We start from the raw sequence: 18353 nt of genomic DNA on the forward strand, positions 1-18353 counted from the left end.
ATGCTTATATATCATGATTGACGCAACATAATTGGTATAATAAACGGCCTTTCCTTTCGGCCGTTTTTTTGTAAGGAGAGTTTTTCTAATGACAGTTTTTCTTTGAGTTTGTTACTCAGATACTGCCTGCTCAGTAGGGCCTGAACTGGAAGGAGATGGTGTATCCACAATTTTGGTTACCAGTAATTGATCAATTTTGTAGTTATCAATATCGACTACTTCAAATTTGTAACCTTCAAATTTCACATAATCTGTGCGTTTTGGGATCTTCCGCAAACGGAACATCATAAACCCGGCAATCGTTTCATAATTGTTGGAATCCGGGAAATCATCGATATCCAGAACTCGCAGCACATCCTCAATAGGTGTGCCACCTTCTACTAACCATGAATTTTCATCGCGGACAACAATCTGTTCTTCCTGACCCTGACCAATCAGATCTCCCATTAAAGTTGTCATGACATCATTCAAAGTTATCACACCCATCACCAGTGCGTATTCATTGAGAATGATGGCAAAATCCTCTCCGGCAGCTTTGAAACTTTCCAGGGTGTCAGACAACGAGAGAGTATCAGGGATCATCAGAGCATTGCGGATTTGAACGCCATTTTTTAAGCTGAGGTTCTGCCCATTCAGAACACGGTTCAGTAAATCTTTGGAGTCTACATAACCAAGGACATGATCAATATCACCATCGCAGACGAGGAACTTTGAGTGTGGATGGGTAGAGATCTTTTCTTTGATACTGTTTTCGTCTTCATTTTTATCAAAATAAACCACGCTTTCACGGGACGTCATGGCAGAAGGAACAGTACGGGACTCCAGTTCGAAAACATTTTCGATCAACTCATGTTCTTGTTTACGTAATACTCCAGCGACGGCCCCTGCTTCAACCACAGCATAAATATCATCAGAGGTGATATCTTCATTGCGTGCCATCGGGATTTTGAAGACTTTGAATATGCAGTCAGCGAGCCCATTGAACAACCAGACTAATGGACGACATACTGCCAAACAAAAACGCATTGGATTTACAATTCTGATTGCAACAGCTTCGGGTTTAATCATTCCAAGGCGTTTAGGGGTCAAGTCAGCAAGTAAAATAAAGAAGCTGGTTACGATAGTGAAAGAACAAATAAAGCCAAGTTGTTCTGCCCATTCATAAGGCATAAATTTGAGTAGTAATGATTTAATGGCAGGAGAAAAGGCAGATTCTCCGACAACACCTGCGAGGATGGCTACTGCATTCAGGCCAATCTGTACGACAGTAAAAAACATGCCCGGCGTTTCTTGTAATTTGAGAACATGAGCTGCATTGATATTTCCCTCGTTAGCCATCAGTTTTAATTTTATTCTTCTTGAAGCGGCGAGAGAAATTTCAGATAACGAAAAAAATGCGCTAATCGCACAAAGCAAAAGTATGACTAATAAACTGTTTAACATAAAGTATCCGTGTCTTATCTCCAGTGGCAGGGTAGGTTTTTTATTTGAATAACACTGGAGGAAGATATGAAAAATTACACAAATAATATCTTACGGCACATTGCCGTAAGACAAATGAATTTAGTCCGATAATTATAACTTGAGTTTATTAAATCAGCTAGTTTCTGGACGGAGGTGGAAAACAGATGCCTGTGCCTCCTAATCCACAATACCCTTCTGGATTTTTCATCAGATATTGCTGGTGATAATCTTCTGCAAAATAGAATGGCCCGGCTTGCCGGATCTCTGTGGTAATTGTGCGCTTATCGTCATTATCATCCATTGCTTGCTGGTATTGCTCGCGACTTGAGAGTGCCTGCGCATATTGTTCAGGAGAAATCGTGTAAAGGGCTGAGCGATATTGTGTACCGATATCACCTTGTTGACGCATACCTTGTGCAGGATCATGGTTTTCCCAGAACAACTTCAATAACTGCCCATAGGTGATTTTGTTCGGGTCAAATACAATTTTGACGATTTCGGTATGCCCGGTTAACCCTGAACAGACTTCCTCATAGGTCGGATTTGGCGTGGTGCCTCCACTGTAACCAACAGATGTGGTATACACGCCTTCCTGCTGCCAGAAAAGACGTTCGACACCCCAGAAGCAACCCATGCCTACATAAGCAATTTCCATATTATCAGGTATGTTATTTATCGCATGCTGTGTAACGTAGTGATAGGGTGATACAGTTAATGGTATTTCTCGGCCTGGTAATGCATTCTGTTCAGAAACATGTTGGCTTTCGTTGGCTGAATTTGGCAAGATTCTCTCCCGTTTGTCATCTATTTTATGGTTATGAGTTGCTTGTATATCTTTCAAACTTTACCAGAATTAATCCATGGCAGTATTCTTTTATGCTGCTGAATCTTACCCCTAAATAAATATTAGGAGTTCGCGTGTCACGATACCCTTTCATGTTTATTTTTTGTGTGTCTATCGCAGCTCCATCGGCTTATAGTGCAAATTTACGATTGAAAGTGGAAGGACTTTCTGGCGAGCTGGATAAAAATGCCAGAGTGCAGCTCTCAAACATCAGTACTGATGAAGTTTCTCCCGATGGACGTTTTCGGGCCCGTGTCGAAAAAGCCATACGAAAAGGGTTAAGGCCATTGGGGTATTATGATCCCACCATTGAATTCACTTATCAGGAAAATACTCCACCTTTCCGTCCTGTTTTGACAGCAAAAGTCACACCAGGTGAACCAGTGCGGGTTGCTGAAGTTAAGGTTGATTTAGAGGGGGGAGCTAAAACCGACCAGGATTATGCTGCACTTATCAAAAAAAATACGCCGAAGAAAGGGACAATTCTAAATCATGGCGAGTATGAAAACTTTAAGAGTGGGTTAAATAATCTGGCGCTCAGGAAGGGATATTTTGATGCCGAGTTAAAAAAAAGTGAATTGGAAGTATCCCAGGAACGGTATGAATCCTTCTGGGATTTTGATTTTGATAGCGGAGAGCGTTATCGCTTTGGTCCTGTTAAGTTTCAAGGCTCACAAATCCGAGAAAGTTACCTGAATAATCTTGTGCCGTTTAAAGAAGGAGATTATTACTCTTCGGAAGAACTGGCAGAATTTAACCGACGTCTGGCAGATACTGGATGGTTCAACTCAGCGGTTGTCGTGCCTGATTTTACTGCGGGGCGTGATAGTAAAGACAAGATATTGCCACTGGATGCTTCTTTGGTTCCCCGTTCTGCCAATTATGTTGAGTTGGGAGGAGGATATGCAACAGATGTTGGTCCTCGTATTCAGGCAAAATGGAAAAAGCCGTGGCTCAATTCCCGTGGGCACAGTTTGAGTACTAGCATCAATATTTCCAGACGTGATCAATTGATTGATGCATCTTATAAAATGCCACTTAAGGCTAATCCACTTGAACAATATTATGAGTTGCAAACAGGTTATAAGCGTAAAGATATCAACGATACCATCTCGGATACCGCAACTTTAAACCTTTCTCGTAACTGGGATCTCTCCACAGGATGGCGATACAGTATCAATTTGCGCTGGAGCCTCAGCCACTTTACTCAAGCTAATGTAACGAATACAACAACGTTGCTTTATCCGGGTGCGAATATCAGTCGAATTCGCCAGCGTGGCGGTACTATGCCTTATTGGGGAGACAGTCAGCGTTATTCAATTGATGTTTCCGATACGACCTGGCGATCAAATGTAGATTTTCTAGTCTTACAGGCTCACCACGTTTGGATTAGAACGTTTCGTGATAAACACCGTTTTGTTTTACGGGGAGATCTTGGTTGGATAGAAACCAATCAATTCGAGAAAGTGCCGCCTGATTTGCGTTTCTTCGCCGGAGGAGATCGTAGTATCCGTGGTTATAAGTACCAGAAGATTTCCCCTAAAGATAGTAATGGTAAGTTAACAGGGGCGTCAAAGTTGGTTATTGGTTCGCTGGAATATCAATATAATATCTATGGTAATTGGTGGAGTGCATTGTTTGTGGATACTGGCGAAGCAGTGAATGATATCAAGAAGAGCAATTTTAAAACAGGTGCAGGCTTAGGCATACGTTGGGCTTCCCCCGTTGGGCCGATTAAATTCGACCTGGCAACCCCCGTGAGAGATAAAGATAATCATGGCATTCAATTTTATATCGGTTTAGGGGCTGAACTATGAGGTGGGCAAAAAGGCTGAGCATTGCTTTCCTATTGGTTGTTAGCCTGTTGTTGATAGCGATTGCGGGATTAGTGGGTACACGAACTGGTCTACATTTTATGATTAACAGCGCGACACGCTTAGTTCCGGGACTGGAGATAGCAGATATCAGTGGCGGTTGGCGCGATTTAACATTACAAGGTATAAAATATAAGATATCGGGTGTTGATGTTAATGCTGACAAAATACACCTTTCGTTGCGCCTCTCTTGTTTGAAACACAGCCATGTTTGTGTCAGTGCTCTGACGACGGAAGGGGTATCTGTTTTAGTCAATACGGCAGAACTTCCGCCATCAGAAAACCCGTCAGAATCAGAGCCATTAACTGAACTGAAAACACCATATCCTATTTCATTGGATCTGCTTTCTTTAAAGAATACCTATGTCAAAGTAGATGATACAGTCATTGATTTAGACGAGTTCAAAGCGGGTGCTCAGTGGCAGGCAAAACATCTGACTTTAAAACCCATACGAGTCAATAAGTTATTGGTTGCATTGCCGAGAACCCCTCCTGGACATACTGCACAGAAAACTCAGCAGAAAGCTGAACCAGAGGAATCATTGGGAGAAGTTTTAAAGACACTGTTTTCTAAGCCACTATTGACTGAATTGCCTAATGTTCCTATTCCCCTTGATATTACGGTAGAAAATATTCACGGCCGTCAACTTCGTCTGACGGGAGATACCGCTATCATTCTCAATGATCTGAAACTGCAAGCCAGTAATCAGGGGCAGCAGGTAGATATCAAAACCTTCAGCGTAAGTGCACCGGAAGGCTCCTTCACGATACAGGGAACGGCAAAACTGTCCGAACAGTGGCCAGTCAATTTGTCAGTTAAGGGCGATACTCAGCTGGATGAACTGAACGGGCAACAGGTTGAGGCAAAACTGAACGGATCTTTATTACAGCAGCTTAATCTGGCATTGAATCTTTCAGGGCCAGTGAATGCTAATTTGGATGCTCAGGTCGAATTAGCTAAAGCGGGCCTGCCTGTACGCCTGACATTGGCAGGTAAACGGTTACAGTGGCCATTGGCAGGTAAATCTGAATATCAGTTAAATGATGTCAAATTACGTCTGAATGGTAAGGCCAGTGGTTATGATCTTTTCCTGCGTTCTGATATTAAGGGTGAAGAACTTCCATCGGCATTATTGGTACTGGATGCAAAGGGAAATGAAGAACGACTCAGATTAACTCGATTGCGTCTATCTGCGTTGCAGGGGCATGCGGATCTCACAGGTGTAGTTGACTGGAGCAAAGCCATTAGCTGGAATGCGTTGTTGACGCTTAATAGCGTTGATACTGCTAAACAGTGGCCGGAATGGCCTGCCAAAATAGATGGCAAGGTGGCAGTACGTGGCAGTTTATATGGAGGCAGTTGGCAGCTCCAACTTCCTGAAATATCCCTTGATGGTTATATAAAACAGAATACTGTCAAAGCACATGGCAAAGTTTCCGGCAATGCGGCCGGACAATGGGATATTCCCCAATTTAACTTTATTTTTGGTCGTAACACGCTGGATATTAAAGGATATCTTACCGATGAAAAATGGAATTTGGATGGCGATATCAATGCCCCACAATTAAATGGCTTGCTGCCGGGATTGTCCGGAGTGGTTGTCGGTGATGTGAAGCTACGTGGCAACCTGAAAGCACCGCAAGTTGTGGCAGATTTAAATGCACATCGTGTGGGCTGGCAGAATATGCTGAGGGTGGATAGCGCTGTTATTAAAGGAAATGTGCGTTCTGTCGATCAGATTGAAGGGCAGTTATCGATTGTTATTCGTCAATTGAAGCAGTCAGATCTGATCATCAGTAACTTGATGCTCAATGCCAAAGGAACAGAAAAACAGCATGACTTACAATTGCAGGTGGATGGGAATCCCGTATCAGGTAAGCTGGCGCTCAATGGGAGTTTTGACCGTAAACAAGAACGCTGGAAAGGCAATATCAACAATACCTATTTTGAGACTCCGATTGGTGAGTGGCGCTTAAGTAAGGCGATCGCTATTGATTATCAGAAATTACAGCAAAAAGTGATCGTTGGTACTCATTGTTGGTTGAACCCGAATGCTCAACTTTGTATTCCGAAACCGATTGAAGCTGGCCCCAGTGGGCGGGCTGATATTGTGTTTGAGCGTTTTGATCTTGCCATGATCCAGCCATTCCTGGATAAAACAACCCAACTTAAAGGCGTCTTTAGTGGGAGTGCCAATGTCAAATGGACAGCAGGGCATCAATTACCACAAGCGAACGTGACTCTGCAAGGAAACGGCGTCCAGATTCGGCAGGTTGTGGAAGGCACTACGTTACCTGTTGATTTTGAAGCATTGACTTTGAGTGCTGGTTTGACAAATGGTAAGGCGGATTTAACGTGGTTATTTAAACTGGCAGATAATGGACAACTGAATGGTCATGTTCAAATTGATGATTTAGAAGGCCGTCGTAAATTAGCGGGTAATGTAGATATCCAGTCCCTTTCTCTGAGGTTGATGAAACCGATTCTGGATAAAGGGGAAAAAGCTGAAGGGAATTTAAATGCGAACTTGCGCCTTGGTGGTAATGCTAAGAATCCGTTGTTATTTGGCATATTAAAAGCAGATGTTTTTCAGGTCAGTAGCCACTGGTTGCCGTTTGATATCAACCAAAGTCAGGTAGCGGTTCATTTTGATGGTGTCCGTTCCGATCTGGATGGTGTGATCAAAACTCCGCAAGGGCAACTTAATCTTCATGGTAATGCAGACTGGCACAATCTGGACGCATGGTATGCCAGAGTGACAGCGTATGGTGAGAAACTGCGTGTGACAGTACCACCAATGGTAAAAATTGATGTGAGTCCTGATTTGGTTTTTGAAGCGACGCCTCAATTATTGAAGCTCAATGGCAATGTGGATATTCCGTGGGCACGCATTACCGTACAGGAATTACCGGAATCTGCGGTAGATGTTTCTCCTGACGAAGTGATGCTGGATAAAAATCTACAGCCGATAGAAAAGAAAAAATCTTCCATTTTGATTCAAAGTAATTTAAATATTCACGTAGGTGATGATGTCCGCTTGAGTGCATTTGGTTTGAACGCTCAGTTGAAAGGAGATCTGAAAGTCATTCAGGATCAACAGGGATTGGGGCTGAACGGTCAAATTGATATTCCGGATGGTCGCTTTCGCGCTTATGGGCAGGATTTACAGGTACGCAAGGGAATTATTTTGTTCTCTGGTCCACCAGATCAACCTATGTTGAATATTGAAGCGATCCGCAACCCCGAATCGACAGCGAATGATGTTATTGCTGGTGTGAAAGTGAGGGGATTGGCAGATAAACCTAAGATTGAAATTTTCTCTGAGCCAGTCAAATCACAAGAGGAAGCGTTATCTTACCTGTTGCGTGGTGAAGGGTTAGAGAAGGGGGGTTCTGATAACTCCCAGATGACTTCTGTGTTGATTGGTTTGGGTGTCGCGCAGAGCGGTAGATTAGTGGGCAAAATTGGTGAAACCTTTGGTGTCTCTGATCTGGCTCTGGATACACAAGGAATTGGTAACAAATCGCAGGTTGTTGTGAGCGGCAAGATTACCAACGACTTACAGGTCAAATATGGTGTTGGTATTTTTGACTCTCTGGCAACTCTGACGTTACGTTACCGTGTGATGCCGAGATTGTATCTGGAAGCGGTATCTGGTATTGATCAGGCTTTAGATCTGCTCTATGAGTTTGAGTTTTAAAGATGCGAGTTATTGTTTATGGCAGCCTGAGGCGCAAACAAGGTAATCACCACTGGATGACCTATGCTCAACTTTTGGGGGAGCACAGGTTGGAAGGTTATGAAATTTATGATTTGGGACATTATCCAGCGGTGATCCGTGGCGAAGGAACAATTGAATGTGAGGTTTATCGCATTACGTCATCCATTTTGACTGAATTGGATGATTTGAAAAAGAATACTCAGGAATATCAAAGGGAATTGGTCAAAACCCCTTATGGCAGCGCATGGATCTATTTATACATGTTATCAGTTGAGGGAGTGCCTCGAATAGAAAGCGGTGACTGGCTGAAGCGGCACGAAGAGAGATAAAAATCAGCGATGTTACTGTTTTTATATCATTTTTAACAGGTTAACCAATACAACCAAATAAAAAAATCTCTGTACCAATAAATAAAAGTACAGAGGTTTTTTATAATCAAAACTTGCTGTTATCCGTCAGGATTATTTTTTCGCAGCGCGTTCGAAAGAAGATTGGATTTCTGCTTTAGCAGCTTCGGCATTCTCCCAACCATCAACTTTTACCCACTTACCTTTTTCCAAGTCTTTGTAGTGTTCAAAGAAATGTGTAATTTGAGCACGCAGCAGCTCTGGCAGATCGTTTACATCTTTGATGTGGTCGTATTCTTTAGTCAGTTTAGAATGAGGAACAGCAACCAGTTTAGCGTCTTCACCAGATTCGTCGGTCATTTTCAGAACACCAACTGGACGGCAGCGAATAACGGAGCCCGGCTGCAATGGGTATGGAGTTGGAACCAGTACGTCAACAGGGTCGCCATCAAGAGACAGGGTATTGTTGATATAACCGTAGTTGCATGGATAGAACATGGAGGTCGCCATGAAACGGTCTACAAACAGAGCGCCGGATTCTTTGTCTACTTCATATTTGATTGGGTCGGCGTTTGCAGGGATCTCAATAATAACGTAGATGTCTTCTGGCAGTTCTTTACCCGCCGGTACATTGTTCAGGCTCATAAAAGGTTTCCTTCAATTTCAAACCAAAATGGAGTGCGGGATATTATAGCCAAAACAGACTTAAAGTAATTCCATTTTTCTGTATTATGCCTGTACTCCTATAGATTAATGGTGGTAGAGGATCCCTGTTCAAAAATCATTCATGAACAAAGAAAAAAAGAGTGAACAAAACTAGGTTGGGACAAGTCAAAAAATACTGATAAATATTACAGAGATAACTGGGTAGTTGTTTGTATTGGAGTAATAGTGTTGGAGTAATAATAGAAAGAGGCGAATCCTCACCTCTTCTTATATTAGAACCAATTAATCAACCAGTTGACTTATATTACTCATCCGGATCATCTGGAAACTCAGCCATAAAGCTTTCGGCTTTTTCTACCATAGATTTGGTTCCGACGAAAAAAGGCACTCGCTGATGCAGCTTGCTTGGTACGATATCTAAAATCCGGTTAATGCCATCACTGGCTTTGCCGCCGGCTTGTTCAGCCAGGAAAGCAATTGGGTTGCACTCATACAGCAGACGGAGTTTGCCAGTCGGGTGACTTGCTGTACTTGGGTAGATATAGATACCACCTTTTAACAGATTGCGGTGGAAGTCGGCAACCAGTGAGCCAATATAACGGGTAGTATAAGGGCGTTGAGTTGCTTCGTCTTGTTCCTGGCAATACTTAATGTACTTTTTCACTCCCAGAGGGAATTTGATGTAGTTCCCTTCGTTAATCGAGTACATATTACCTTTTTCCGGGAACTGGACTTTCTCATGGGTCAGACAGAATACACCAAGGGAAGGATCGTAAGTGAAAGTATGAACACCATAGCCAGTGGTGTAAACCAACATAGTGGACGAACCGTAAACCACATAACCCGCTGCAACCTGACGATGACCCGGTTGCAGGAAGTCTTCTTCGGTAACGGGTTGCCCAACTGGCGTAATTCGATGGTAAATGGAGAAAATAGTCCCAACGGAAACGTTTACATCAATATTTGAAGAACCATCCAGTGGATCCATCAAAACAACATACTTCGCATTTTCTGCCCGGTCACCATCAAAGATGACGATTTCGTCTTCTTCTTCGGAAGCAATACCAGCTACTTCACCGCGTGCTTTTAATGCCGCTTTGAGTTTTTCATTGGCATACAAGTCCAGTTTCATCTGAACTTCACCCTGAACATTAGAAACACCGCTGGTGCCTAAAATATCGACCAGGCCAGCTTTATTAATGTCCCGATGAATGATTTTGGCACCCAATTTAATGGCAGAAAGTAGTGCGGTCAGTTCACCCGTAGCATGAGGAAAGTCGTGCTGTTTCTCGACGATGAATTCGCCTAATGTTTTCATGACGAAGGCCCTGATTTGGTTATGGTTTTAAAATCGTGCTACATATTCTGGTAGCACTTAAGTGCGGGCAGTTTAGCTAAAGAATAAAATGATTGATAGGCTATTGCATTTCTAATCTGTGATTTGATGGTTAGAATAGTGATACACTTCATGATATCGGATAGAAATAAATGCGTATTCATATTCTTGGCATCTGCGGTACTTTCATGGGAGGGCTGGCGATACTCGCTCGTTCATTAGGTCACGAAGTTACCGGCTCTGACGCCAATGTGTATCCTCCTATGAGTACTCTGTTGAAAAATCAGGGTATTGAACTGATCCAAGGGTACGATCCTTCACAACTCGATCCTGTGCCAGATATGGTGATCATCGGTAACGCGATGACACGTGGTAATCCTTGTGTTGAGGCGGTGCTGGATCGCGGTATTCCTTATACATCCGGCCCACAGTGGTTACATGATTATGTTTTACCTGAGCGTTGGGTTTTGGCTGTTGCAGGAACACACGGTAAAACAACAACTGCGGGTATGCTGGCGTGGATCCTGGAAGCCTGTGGCTATAAACCGGGATTTCTGGTCGGTGGTGTGCCGGGCAATTTTGATGTTTCAGCGCAGATTGGTGAAAGCCCGTTTTTCGTGATTGAAGCGGATGAATACGATAGTGCTTTCTTTGATAAACGTTCGAAATTTGTTCATTATAGCCCTCGTACGCTGATCATAAATAATCTTGAATTCGATCATGCTGATATTTTCGAAAATCTGGCTGCCATCCAAAAGCAATTTCACCATCTTGTCAGAATCGTACCGGGTATAGGTAAAATCCTTGTGCCCGATAATGACATAAATCTGAAACAAGTGCTTGGAATGGGATGCTGGAGTGAGTTGGAATCCCTCGGAGAAACAGGGGATTGGCACGTCCAAAAAACCACTCAGGACAGTAGTACCTATCGAGTATACCATCATGGTGAATTGGTTGGCGAAGTTAACTGGTCATTGGTGGGGGAACACAATATGCATAATGGCTTAATGGCTATTGCAGCCGCTCACCATGTAGGAATTCAGCCTGAGGATGCTTGTCAGGTATTAGGTGACTTTATCAATGCTCGTCGCCGACTGGAATTACTCGGCAAAGTGAATGATATTTCGATTTATGATGATTTTGCCCATCATCCAACCGCAATTTTGGCAACACTGGAAGCTCTGAGAAGCAAAGCGGGCAGTATGGCGCGCATTTTTGCAGTACTGGAACCACGTTCAAATACCATGAAACTGGGTATAAGCAAAAATGATATTGCACCTTCCCTGGGCCGGGCGGATGAAGTTTTTCTGTTTCAGCCTGGTAATATCCAGTGGCAGGTTGCTGAAATTGTGGAACAATGTGTTCAACCTGCTCGCTGGAGTGCAGATATTGACACGTTGGTACGTATGATTGTGGAGGCAGTACAGCCGGGTGACCACATACTGATCATGAGTAATGGTGGTTTTGGTGGTATTCATGAGAAATTATTGGCGGCGTTGAATAAGAAAGCACACGCTGCTTAATTGATCACAAGCGTTAAATTAAGAGGATCGCAATAATCAAGCGATCCTCTCGCACAGAACCTCTGGCAAAATTTTCTCTGGTAAAATGGTATGTAGTGATACCGTGTTTTTACATGATCTTGATGGACGATTGATTTACAGTTCTTGCTCAAACAAGTTGAGGATAGCCTCATAGAGCTGTTTGGTTGTGAGGGCTTGTGTCGGTGTAGAAAAAACAGTGTCATCTCCTGCAATACTGCCAAGGATCCCTTCTGCTTTTCCTAATGAATCCAATAAACGCGCGATCAACTGTGCTGCGCCAGGACTGGTACGAATAACAACTACGGAATGATTATAATCAATATCTAATACCAAATTTTTCAATGGACTGGTGGCAGTAGGAACACCTAATTCTGCTGGCAGACAGTAGGCCATTTCCATTTTTGCATTACGGGTTCTGACAGCACCAAATTTTGTCAGCATTCTGGAAACTTTAGATTGATTAATGTTTTTAAAACCTTCTTCTTGGAGTGCTGCAACTATTTCGCCTTGAGAACTGAATTTTTCTTCCTTTAATAATGCCTTGAAAGCTTTGATCAAATCTTCCTGTTTCGAAGGAATTCGCATATTTCACCATCGTTGAATCCACTATGAAGCCAATATTATGCAAAAAGTGAATTTTTATGCAAGAAAGAGAAGAAAAACCCAATAGAGAGCATAATTACATTATTGAACCCAGTAAATTTATTGTTAATAAAATTGCATTATTCAGGGGAAAGGAAAAGGGCAAGTTAATCAACAGAGCAATTAATAAGATAACAGGAATAATTCCTAAAAAAGTGTCCATTATCTCATTAACAGATAAGCATTTTGTCTAAAATAAAAAACTTTAGTATTCCATCATTAGGCTATTAGGTAGATAATCTGTCTGTTAACAGATTGTTTTTAATACGTAGTGATGAGTAAGGCTGAGAGCGTATCCCATACTTATACTTTGTATGGGAAATATGAGTCTCTTAACCAGACAGGTTTAAGTTTTTTACAGCACTTATTTAAAGGAGTATCAGGATGAAAGTTGCAGTTCTCGGTGCAGCCGGTGGTATTGGTCAGGCACTTGCCCTTCTACTCAAGACCCAGCTTCCTTCAGGTTCAGAACTTTCCTTGTATGATATTGCTCCGGTGACCCCAGGTGTGGCTGCCGATTTGAGCCATATCCCAACAGCCGTGAAGGTCACTGGTTTTGCTGGTGAAGATGCAACTCCTGCATTGGTAGGAGCGGATGTTGTATTGATTTCTGCAGGTGTAGCACGTAAACCTGGTATGGATCGCTCAGATCTGTTCAATATTAATGCAGGCATTATCCGTAATCTGGTTCAACAAATTGCCAAAACATGTCCAAAAGCATTAATCGGAATTATTACTAATCCTGTGAATACCACTGTGGCAATCGCTGCCGAAGTTCTGAAAAAAGAGGGCGTTTACGACAAGAATCGTCTGTTTGGCGTAACTACTCTGGATATTATTCGCTCTAATACGTTTGTGGCAGAACTGAAAGATAAGAAACCAGAAGAGCTGGACGTTCCTGTTATCGGCGGTCACTCCGGCGTAACTATTCTGCCATTATTGTCTCAGATCCCGGATGTCAGTTTCACTGACGAAGAAGTAGAAGCGTTGACGAAACGTATTCAGAACGCAGGTACTGAAGTTGTTGAAGCAAAAGCAGGTGGTGGATCTGCAACCTTGTCTATGGGTCAAGCAGCAGCACGTCTGGGTCTTTCTTTGATCCGTGGTTTGCAGGGTGAAAGCAATGTTATCGAATGCAGCTATGTAGAAGGTGACGGCAAATATGCTCGTTTCTTTGCACAACCTGTTCGTTTGGGCAAAAATGGTGTTGAAGAACGTTTAGATATTGGTCAATTGAGTGAGTTTGAACAGAAAGCATTGGATAATATGCTGGATGTTCTGAAAAAAGATATTGAATTAGGCGAAAGATTTATTAATGGTTAATTTATTCTTAATTTATTAATATACGAATTAATTTAAATATATTAGATAACGAAAACCGCTAGTTTAAAAAAGCTAGCGGTTTTTCTTTCAATAATTATATTGGTAGCTAATTATTCTTTTTTCTCTCTTACTTTCCTTTCTAATAACTCTCCAGTATGAGGATTGAAATAACGGCTTGGCCATATTTCAGACGGATGAATACCTAAGTAGTTTGCTATTATCCATTCTCCCTTGGGCCATGAGCGAGAAAGAGTATTCGCCAAAGTTGATGAGCTTAGTCCTGATTCACGAGAAACAGCGGCCAGAGTTGTTCCACGTTTACGTAAAGCAGCAATAATATCAGCAGGATGCCAATCCGATTTCATAGAAATCATTTTTTTAATCCTTTCCTATTAAATTTAGAGCCACATTAGTGGTATAACTAAAGCGTTAGAGTGAAATTAATAACGAACATGGATCTGTTATTAAGAAAATAAAATAACATTATTTTTTCTAAAAATATTTTTAATTTTTTCTTAATAACTTCTTTTTTGAACTTGGTTACAAAAATAGAGAAACATTATGAAAAAAGAGTGGTATACGGCAATGGAGTTGACCGGTGTAGGTGAGTTACCTAGATCACCACAAGGAGTGAATGCCAGAGCCAAACGTGAAGAGTGGTTGAGACAAAAACGAACAGGTGTTCAAGGAAGGGCGATTGAATATCACTATTCATGTTTTCCTGAAACAACATTGGCAGCTCTGGAACTTAATGAAATATCACCTGAATATCAGGTTCAGAAACAAGACCCACTATCCATTTGGGTAAGTGCGTTTAATCTACTCACGGATGAAGAAAAGGAGATAATTACAGAAGTGATACTACGAGATGGAATAAGAAGTTTTTTGGAAAAAATCGTAGCTACCTGAGGCAGCTTTTGAAAAGCTAAATGTTTAAAATTTGGCTTCCTCTTTACTGCTCCGGTACAAAGCGAGGAGAAAGAGAGATGAAAAAAGAATGGTATTCTGCAAAGGAACTCATTGGCCTCGCTGGTCTGCCATCGTCCCCCCAGGGAGTAAACCTGATGGCAAGACGTGAAGGTTGGGAACAACGCCGTAAGCGTGGAGTGCAGGGAAAAGCTCTCGAATATCATATCAATAGCTTGCCCGAAGATGTTTTGAATGTACTGACCGTTAGTGAGAGCTCGGTTGAGTATTATCGGAACAAACGACAGGATCCGTTTATGATTTGGGTGGAAGCTTATTATCAATTGACCAAGCCAGAAAGGGAGCGAATGGTTAAGTTCATTTTACGTAAAGGACTTGCCAGCATTGTGCAGTATATAGGAATTCAAGAAGTTGAAAACAAAGGCGTATCCCAGACTGAATAGTCTGGGATACTTATACCCAGGGCATACTATCTTGGGTCTGGCTCAGGAAAGTCGCTGTACAGCGATGTGGGCCAATCCCACAAGGGCCGCTTTGTATGGAGACTCATCAAGTACTTGTAACGCTGAGATTGCTTTATCCGCTTCTTCCTCCGCCCGTTGGCGGGTGTAATCAAGTGAACCACACTGTTTCATCGTTGTAAGCACAGTATCCAGCAAATGGCGGCCATTGCCTTTCTCAATAGCTTCGCGGATCAATGCTGACTGTTCAGGTGTTCCGTGATTCATTGCATGTAAAAGTGGGAGAGTTGGTTTACCTTCGTTTAAATCATCTCCGGTGTTTTTCCCAAGTGTATTATCATCGGAATCGTAGTCTAACAGGTCATCAATCAATTGAAATGCAGTACCAAGATAGCGACCATAATCACGTAGTGCTTCTTCTTGCTCCTGAGTTGCACCAGACAAAATAGCAGCAGAATGCGCAGCTACTTCAAACAGGCGTGCAGTTTTACTGTAAATTACGCACATGTAGTCATCTTCTGAAATGTTCGGATCGTTACAGTTCATCAACTGCATTACTTCACCTTCAGCGATAACATTCGTGGCGTCAGACATCAATTTCAGCACTCGCATAGAATTGAGGTCTGTCATCATCTGAAACGAGCGGGTATAGATAAAATCGCCAACCAGAACGCTGGCTGCATTGCCATACATAGCATTGGCAGTTGCTTTACCGCGGCGCATATCGGACTCATCTACGACGTCATCATGGAGTAGGGTTGCTGTATGGATAAATTCGATCAGGGCAGCAATTTTGATATGTTTATTTCCCTCATAATGCAGTGCCTTACCAGCCAACACTGCGATCATTGGGCGAATACGTTTACCACCGCCGCTGATAATGTAATAACCAAGCTGGTTGATTAGCGCTACATCAGAATTTAATTGGTTAAGAATTGTTTCATTAACCGCTGCCATATCATCAGCTGTAAGTTTAATTATAGTTTCTAAGTTCATGTTTTGGCTTCGGACTCTGATTCAGAACTGTGCTCATTAATTAGTGTATCAATAGATATCGCGATAGGTTGATTGTACTTGAAAAACCGTTCAAATAAATGACAATCGAAAAACTCGGCTTTTTTCTCCTCTGCTCTAATTCTGCTCTTGTCTTCCAAGTGGTTTTTGCGTAGAATTCGCGCCCTATTGTGAATATTTTATAGCGCGCTCTGGAAAGAATTTTAGGGAGTGTGCGGAAAGCGGAGTTTATATGTACGCGGTTTTCCAAAGTGGTGGTAAACAACACCGAGTAAGCGAAGGTCAAACTATTCGCTTGGAAAAGCTGGACATCGCAACAGGTGAAACTGTTGAGTTTGACCAGGTTCTGATGGTCGCTAATGGTGAAGACATCAAAATCGGCGCTCCAGTAGTTGAAGGCGTTAAAGTTAAAGCTGAAGTTGTTGCGCACGGTCGTGGCGAGAAAGTTAAAATCGTTAAGTTTCGTCGTCGTAAACACAGCCGTAAGCAGCAGGGCCACCGTCAGTGGTTCACTGATGTTAAAATCACTGGCATCGCTTAAGATATTAGGAGAGCAGATTAATGGCACACAAAAAGGCTGGCGGCTCGACTCGTAACGGTCGCGATTCTGAAAGCAAACGTCTGGGTGTAAAACGTTTTGGTGGTGAATCTGTTTTGGCAGGTAGCATCATCGTTCGTCAACGTGGTACTAAATTCCACGCAGGCAACAATGTAGGTTGTGGCCGTGACCACACCCTGTTTGCATTAGCTGACGGAAAAGTTAAATTCGAAGTTAAAGGTCCAAAAAACCGTAAATTTATCAGCATCGTAGCTGAATAAATTTTTTGAACTTCGATCGAATCGGAAGCCCTGCAATATGTGTTGCGGGGCTTTTTATATTTTGGATTATGCCATCTCTGGGTACGATCTGCCATCCAGCTTTATAGTGGCTATCCTACGGAGAAAAATGATGAAATTTGTAGATGAAGCCAGGATACTGGTTGTAGCGGGAGATGGTGGCAATGGCTGTGTCAGCTTCCGTCGTGAAAAATATATTCCAAAAGGTGGGCCGGACGGCGGTGATGGCGGTGATGGCGGTGATGTTTATCTACTGGCAGATGAAAACCTCAATACACTAATTGACTACCGTTTTGAGAAGTCCTTCCGTGCTGAACGTGGGCAAAATGGGCAAAGCCGCGATTGTACTGGCAAGCGTGGTCAGGATATTACCATTAAAGTACCAGTAGGGACTCGTATCCGTGATATCGCGACAGGGGAAATTCTGGGCGATATGGTACGTCATGAGCAACGCTTGATGGTTGCGAAAGGTGGTTTTCATGGATTGGGTAACACCCGTTTTAAATCCTCTGTTAACCGCGCTCCTCGCCAAAGAACCATGGGAACGCCGGGAGAAAGTCGTGAGCTACTGTTGGAGCTGATGTTGTTGGCTGACGTAGGGATGTTGGGAATGCCAAATGCGGGTAAATCTACCTTCATCCGCGCTGTTTCAGCAGCAAAACCTAAAGTCGCTGATTATCCATTTACGACGTTAGTACCAAGTCTTGGTGTCGTACGTATGGATAACGAGCAAAGCTTCGTCGTAGCGGATATCCCAGGTTTGATTGAAGGTGCATCAGAAGGTGCCGGTTTGGGTATCCGTTTTCTGAAACACTTGGAGCGTTGCCGTGTACTGTTGCATTTAATTGATCTCTGTCCAATTGATGAATCTGATCCAGTAGAGAATGCTCGTATTATCATCAATGAACTGCATAAATACAGTGAAAAACTGGCTGAAAAACCACGCTGGTTGGTATTCAATAAGGTTGATCTGACCGATCCGGAAGAAGCTAAATTGAAAGCGAAGGCAATTGCTGATGAACTGGGTTGGGAAGGCGATTACTACATGATTTCAGCGGTGAATCGTCAGGGAGTGAAAGAGCTCTGCTGGGATATCATGGAATTCATCAAGGCTCAGCCTCGCCAAGTAGATGCCGAGGAAGGATCTCAACCGAAGAAAGTGGAGTTCATGTGGGATGACTACCATAAGGAACAGTTGCAGCAATCATCTGATACTGATGATTGGGATGACAACTGGGATGAAGAAGATGACGAAGGCGTTGAATTTATTTACAAACGCTAAGTTCTCACACCAGATATCTAAATGACGGAAAAGGGCGTATTTGAAGCGCCCTTTTTTTCTTATTCTCTCA

The 18353-nt window shown here is 42.7% G+C and carries 18 protein-coding genes; 11 read left to right on the forward strand and 7 right to left on the reverse strand.

Translation table 11 applies throughout. The features are described from left to right. Positions 1-111 precede the first annotated feature (111 nt). On the reverse strand, positions 112-1443 hold the full coding sequence (locus AAC147_RS00275) for a hemolysin family protein (RefSeq protein ID WP_047684358.1): 1332 nt from the start codon (positions 1441-1443) through the stop codon (positions 112-114). Between the two features lie 157 nt (positions 1444-1600). Beyond that, positions 1601-2248: a peptide-methionine (S)-S-oxide reductase MsrA gene (msrA, locus tag AAC147_RS00280; protein ID WP_047684547.1), complete on the reverse strand. Its 648-nt coding sequence runs from the start codon at positions 2246-2248 to the stop codon at positions 1601-1603. A 134-nt stretch (positions 2249-2382) separates the two neighbouring features. Here msrA and tamA point away from each other — a divergent pair, with 134 nt between their 5' ends. The 3 genes from tamA to AAC147_RS00295 are packed head-to-tail and all read left to right on the forward strand — an operon-like array spanning position 2383 to position 8233. After that, the gene (gene tamA, locus AAC147_RS00285) at positions 2383-4125 is read left to right on the forward strand and encodes an autotransporter assembly complex protein TamA (RefSeq protein ID WP_047684361.1); all 1743 of its coding nucleotides are present in this window, start codon (positions 2383-2385) and stop codon (positions 4123-4125) included. After that, entirely contained in the window at positions 4122-7883 is a 3762-nt protein-coding gene (tamB, locus tag AAC147_RS00290; RefSeq protein ID WP_047684364.1) for an autotransporter assembly complex protein TamB, read from the forward strand. Before tamA ends, tamB begins: the two co-directional genes overlap by 4 nt. Positions 7884-7885: 2 nt before the next feature. After that, positions 7886-8233, forward strand: coding sequence for a gamma-glutamylcyclotransferase family protein (locus AAC147_RS00295; RefSeq protein WP_038261434.1), 348 nt, complete (start codon positions 7886-7888; stop codon positions 8231-8233). Between the two features lie 132 nt (positions 8234-8365). On the opposite strand, the gene ppa is transcribed toward AAC147_RS00295, so the two are convergent. After that, a complete protein-coding gene (ppa, locus tag AAC147_RS00300; RefSeq protein ID WP_047684367.1) occupies positions 8366-8896 on the reverse strand; it encodes an inorganic diphosphatase in 531 nt (176 codons plus the stop codon). 325 nt (positions 8897-9221) lie between these two features. Then, positions 9222-10235, reverse strand: a complete 1014-nt coding sequence (gene fbp / locus AAC147_RS00305; RefSeq protein WP_047684370.1) for a class 1 fructose-bisphosphatase — start codon at positions 10233-10235, stop codon at positions 9222-9224. Between the two features lie 170 nt (positions 10236-10405). Between fbp and mpl the strand changes: the two genes are divergently transcribed. Continuing rightward, a complete protein-coding gene (gene mpl, locus AAC147_RS00310; protein ID WP_047684373.1) occupies positions 10406-11776 on the forward strand; it encodes a UDP-N-acetylmuramate:L-alanyl-gamma-D-glutamyl-meso-diaminopimelate ligase in 1371 nt (456 codons plus the stop codon). Positions 11777-11911: 135 nt separating this feature from the next. Here mpl and argR read toward each other — a convergent pair whose 3' ends face one another. Further along, positions 11912-12382, reverse strand: coding sequence for a transcriptional regulator ArgR (argR, locus tag AAC147_RS00315; RefSeq protein ID WP_047684374.1), 471 nt, complete (start codon positions 12380-12382; stop codon positions 11912-11914). A gap of 56 nt (positions 12383-12438) precedes the next feature. Between argR and AAC147_RS00320 the strand changes: the two genes are divergently transcribed. Then, on the forward strand, positions 12439-12633 hold the full coding sequence (locus AAC147_RS00320) for a hypothetical protein (protein WP_047684377.1): 195 nt from the start codon (positions 12439-12441) through the stop codon (positions 12631-12633). Positions 12634-12823: 190 nt separating this feature from the next. Then, a complete protein-coding gene (gene mdh, locus AAC147_RS00325) occupies positions 12824-13762 on the forward strand; it encodes a malate dehydrogenase (RefSeq protein ID WP_047684380.1) in 939 nt (312 codons plus the stop codon). A gap of 110 nt (positions 13763-13872) precedes the next feature. Here the strand turns inward: mdh and AAC147_RS00330 are convergent, their stop codons facing one another. Beyond that, on the reverse strand, positions 13873-14136 hold the full coding sequence (locus AAC147_RS00330) for a helix-turn-helix domain-containing protein (RefSeq protein ID WP_047684383.1): 264 nt from the start codon (positions 14134-14136) through the stop codon (positions 13873-13875). 187 nt (positions 14137-14323) lie between these two features. On the opposite strand from AAC147_RS00330, the gene AAC147_RS00335 reads away from it, so the two are divergent. Both AAC147_RS00335 and AAC147_RS00340 read left to right on the forward strand, forming a co-directional pair. Next, positions 14324-14671 (forward strand): DNA-binding protein, encoded by a 348-nt coding sequence (locus AAC147_RS00335; RefSeq protein WP_047684385.1) that lies wholly within the window; start codon positions 14324-14326, stop codon positions 14669-14671. A gap of 77 nt (positions 14672-14748) precedes the next feature. Next, entirely contained in the window at positions 14749-15132 is a 384-nt protein-coding gene (locus AAC147_RS00340) for a DNA-binding protein (protein WP_047684388.1), read from the forward strand. 42 nt (positions 15133-15174) lie between these two features. On the opposite strand, the gene ispB is transcribed toward AAC147_RS00340, so the two are convergent. Continuing rightward, the gene (gene ispB, locus AAC147_RS00345; RefSeq protein WP_047684391.1) at positions 15175-16146 is read right to left on the reverse strand and encodes an octaprenyl diphosphate synthase; all 972 of its coding nucleotides are present in this window, start codon (positions 16144-16146) and stop codon (positions 15175-15177) included. Positions 16147-16396: 250 nt separating this feature from the next. Between ispB and rplU the strand changes: the two genes are divergently transcribed. From rplU to cgtA, 3 genes are all read left to right on the forward strand, one after another. Then, complete coding sequence (gene rplU, locus AAC147_RS00350; RefSeq protein WP_045968299.1) at positions 16397-16705, forward strand: 50S ribosomal protein L21; 309 nt, start codon at positions 16397-16399, stop codon at positions 16703-16705. Positions 16706-16725: 20 nt separating this feature from the next. After that, positions 16726-16983, forward strand: a complete 258-nt coding sequence (gene rpmA / locus AAC147_RS00355) for a 50S ribosomal protein L27 (protein ID WP_038261469.1) — start codon at positions 16726-16728, stop codon at positions 16981-16983. Between the two features lie 130 nt (positions 16984-17113). Further along, positions 17114-18283, forward strand: coding sequence for an Obg family GTPase CgtA (gene cgtA / locus AAC147_RS00360; protein WP_047684395.1), 1170 nt, complete (start codon positions 17114-17116; stop codon positions 18281-18283). The last annotated feature ends 70 nt before the right edge of the window (positions 18284-18353 follow it).

Source organism: Xenorhabdus sp. NBAII XenSa04, from assembly GCF_963866145.1.
Taxonomy (GTDB): Bacteria; Pseudomonadota; Gammaproteobacteria; order Enterobacterales; family Enterobacteriaceae; genus Xenorhabdus; species Xenorhabdus indica.

What these genes read in the sequence shown, in the direction of transcription:
- AAC147_RS00275 (WP_047684358.1), bottom strand. Translation starts at nt 1,443, where the DNA reads ATGTTAAACAGTTTATTAGTCATACTTTTGCTTTGTGCGATTAGCGCA.
- tamB (WP_047684364.1), top strand. Translation starts at nt 4,122, where the DNA reads ATGAGGTGGGCAAAAAGGCTGAGCATTGCTTTCCTATTGGTTGTTAGC.
- AAC147_RS00295 (WP_038261434.1), top strand. Translation starts at nt 7,886, where the DNA reads ATGCGAGTTATTGTTTATGGCAGCCTGAGGCGCAAACAAGGTAATCAC.
- ppa (WP_047684367.1), bottom strand. Translation starts at nt 8,896, where the DNA reads ATGAGCCTGAACAATGTACCGGCGGGTAAAGAACTGCCAGAAGACATC.
- fbp (WP_047684370.1), bottom strand. Translation starts at nt 10,235, where the DNA reads ATGAAAACATTAGGCGAATTCATCGTCGAGAAACAGCACGACTTTCCT.
- mpl (WP_047684373.1), top strand. Translation starts at nt 10,406, where the DNA reads ATGCGTATTCATATTCTTGGCATCTGCGGTACTTTCATGGGAGGGCTG.
- argR (WP_047684374.1), bottom strand. Translation starts at nt 12,382, where the DNA reads ATGCGAATTCCTTCGAAACAGGAAGATTTGATCAAAGCTTTCAAGGCA.
- AAC147_RS00320 (WP_047684377.1), top strand. Translation starts at nt 12,439, where the DNA reads ATGCAAGAAAGAGAAGAAAAACCCAATAGAGAGCATAATTACATTATT.
- mdh (WP_047684380.1), top strand. Translation starts at nt 12,824, where the DNA reads ATGAAAGTTGCAGTTCTCGGTGCAGCCGGTGGTATTGGTCAGGCACTT.
- AAC147_RS00330 (WP_047684383.1), bottom strand. Translation starts at nt 14,136, where the DNA reads ATGATTTCTATGAAATCGGATTGGCATCCTGCTGATATTATTGCTGCT.
- AAC147_RS00335 (WP_047684385.1), top strand. Translation starts at nt 14,324, where the DNA reads ATGAAAAAAGAGTGGTATACGGCAATGGAGTTGACCGGTGTAGGTGAG.
- AAC147_RS00340 (WP_047684388.1), top strand. Translation starts at nt 14,749, where the DNA reads ATGAAAAAAGAATGGTATTCTGCAAAGGAACTCATTGGCCTCGCTGGT.
- ispB (WP_047684391.1), bottom strand. Translation starts at nt 16,146, where the DNA reads ATGAACTTAGAAACTATAATTAAACTTACAGCTGATGATATGGCAGCG.
- rplU (WP_045968299.1), top strand. Translation starts at nt 16,397, where the DNA reads ATGTACGCGGTTTTCCAAAGTGGTGGTAAACAACACCGAGTAAGCGAA.
- rpmA (WP_038261469.1), top strand. Translation starts at nt 16,726, where the DNA reads ATGGCACACAAAAAGGCTGGCGGCTCGACTCGTAACGGTCGCGATTCT.
- cgtA (WP_047684395.1), top strand. Translation starts at nt 17,114, where the DNA reads ATGAAATTTGTAGATGAAGCCAGGATACTGGTTGTAGCGGGAGATGGT.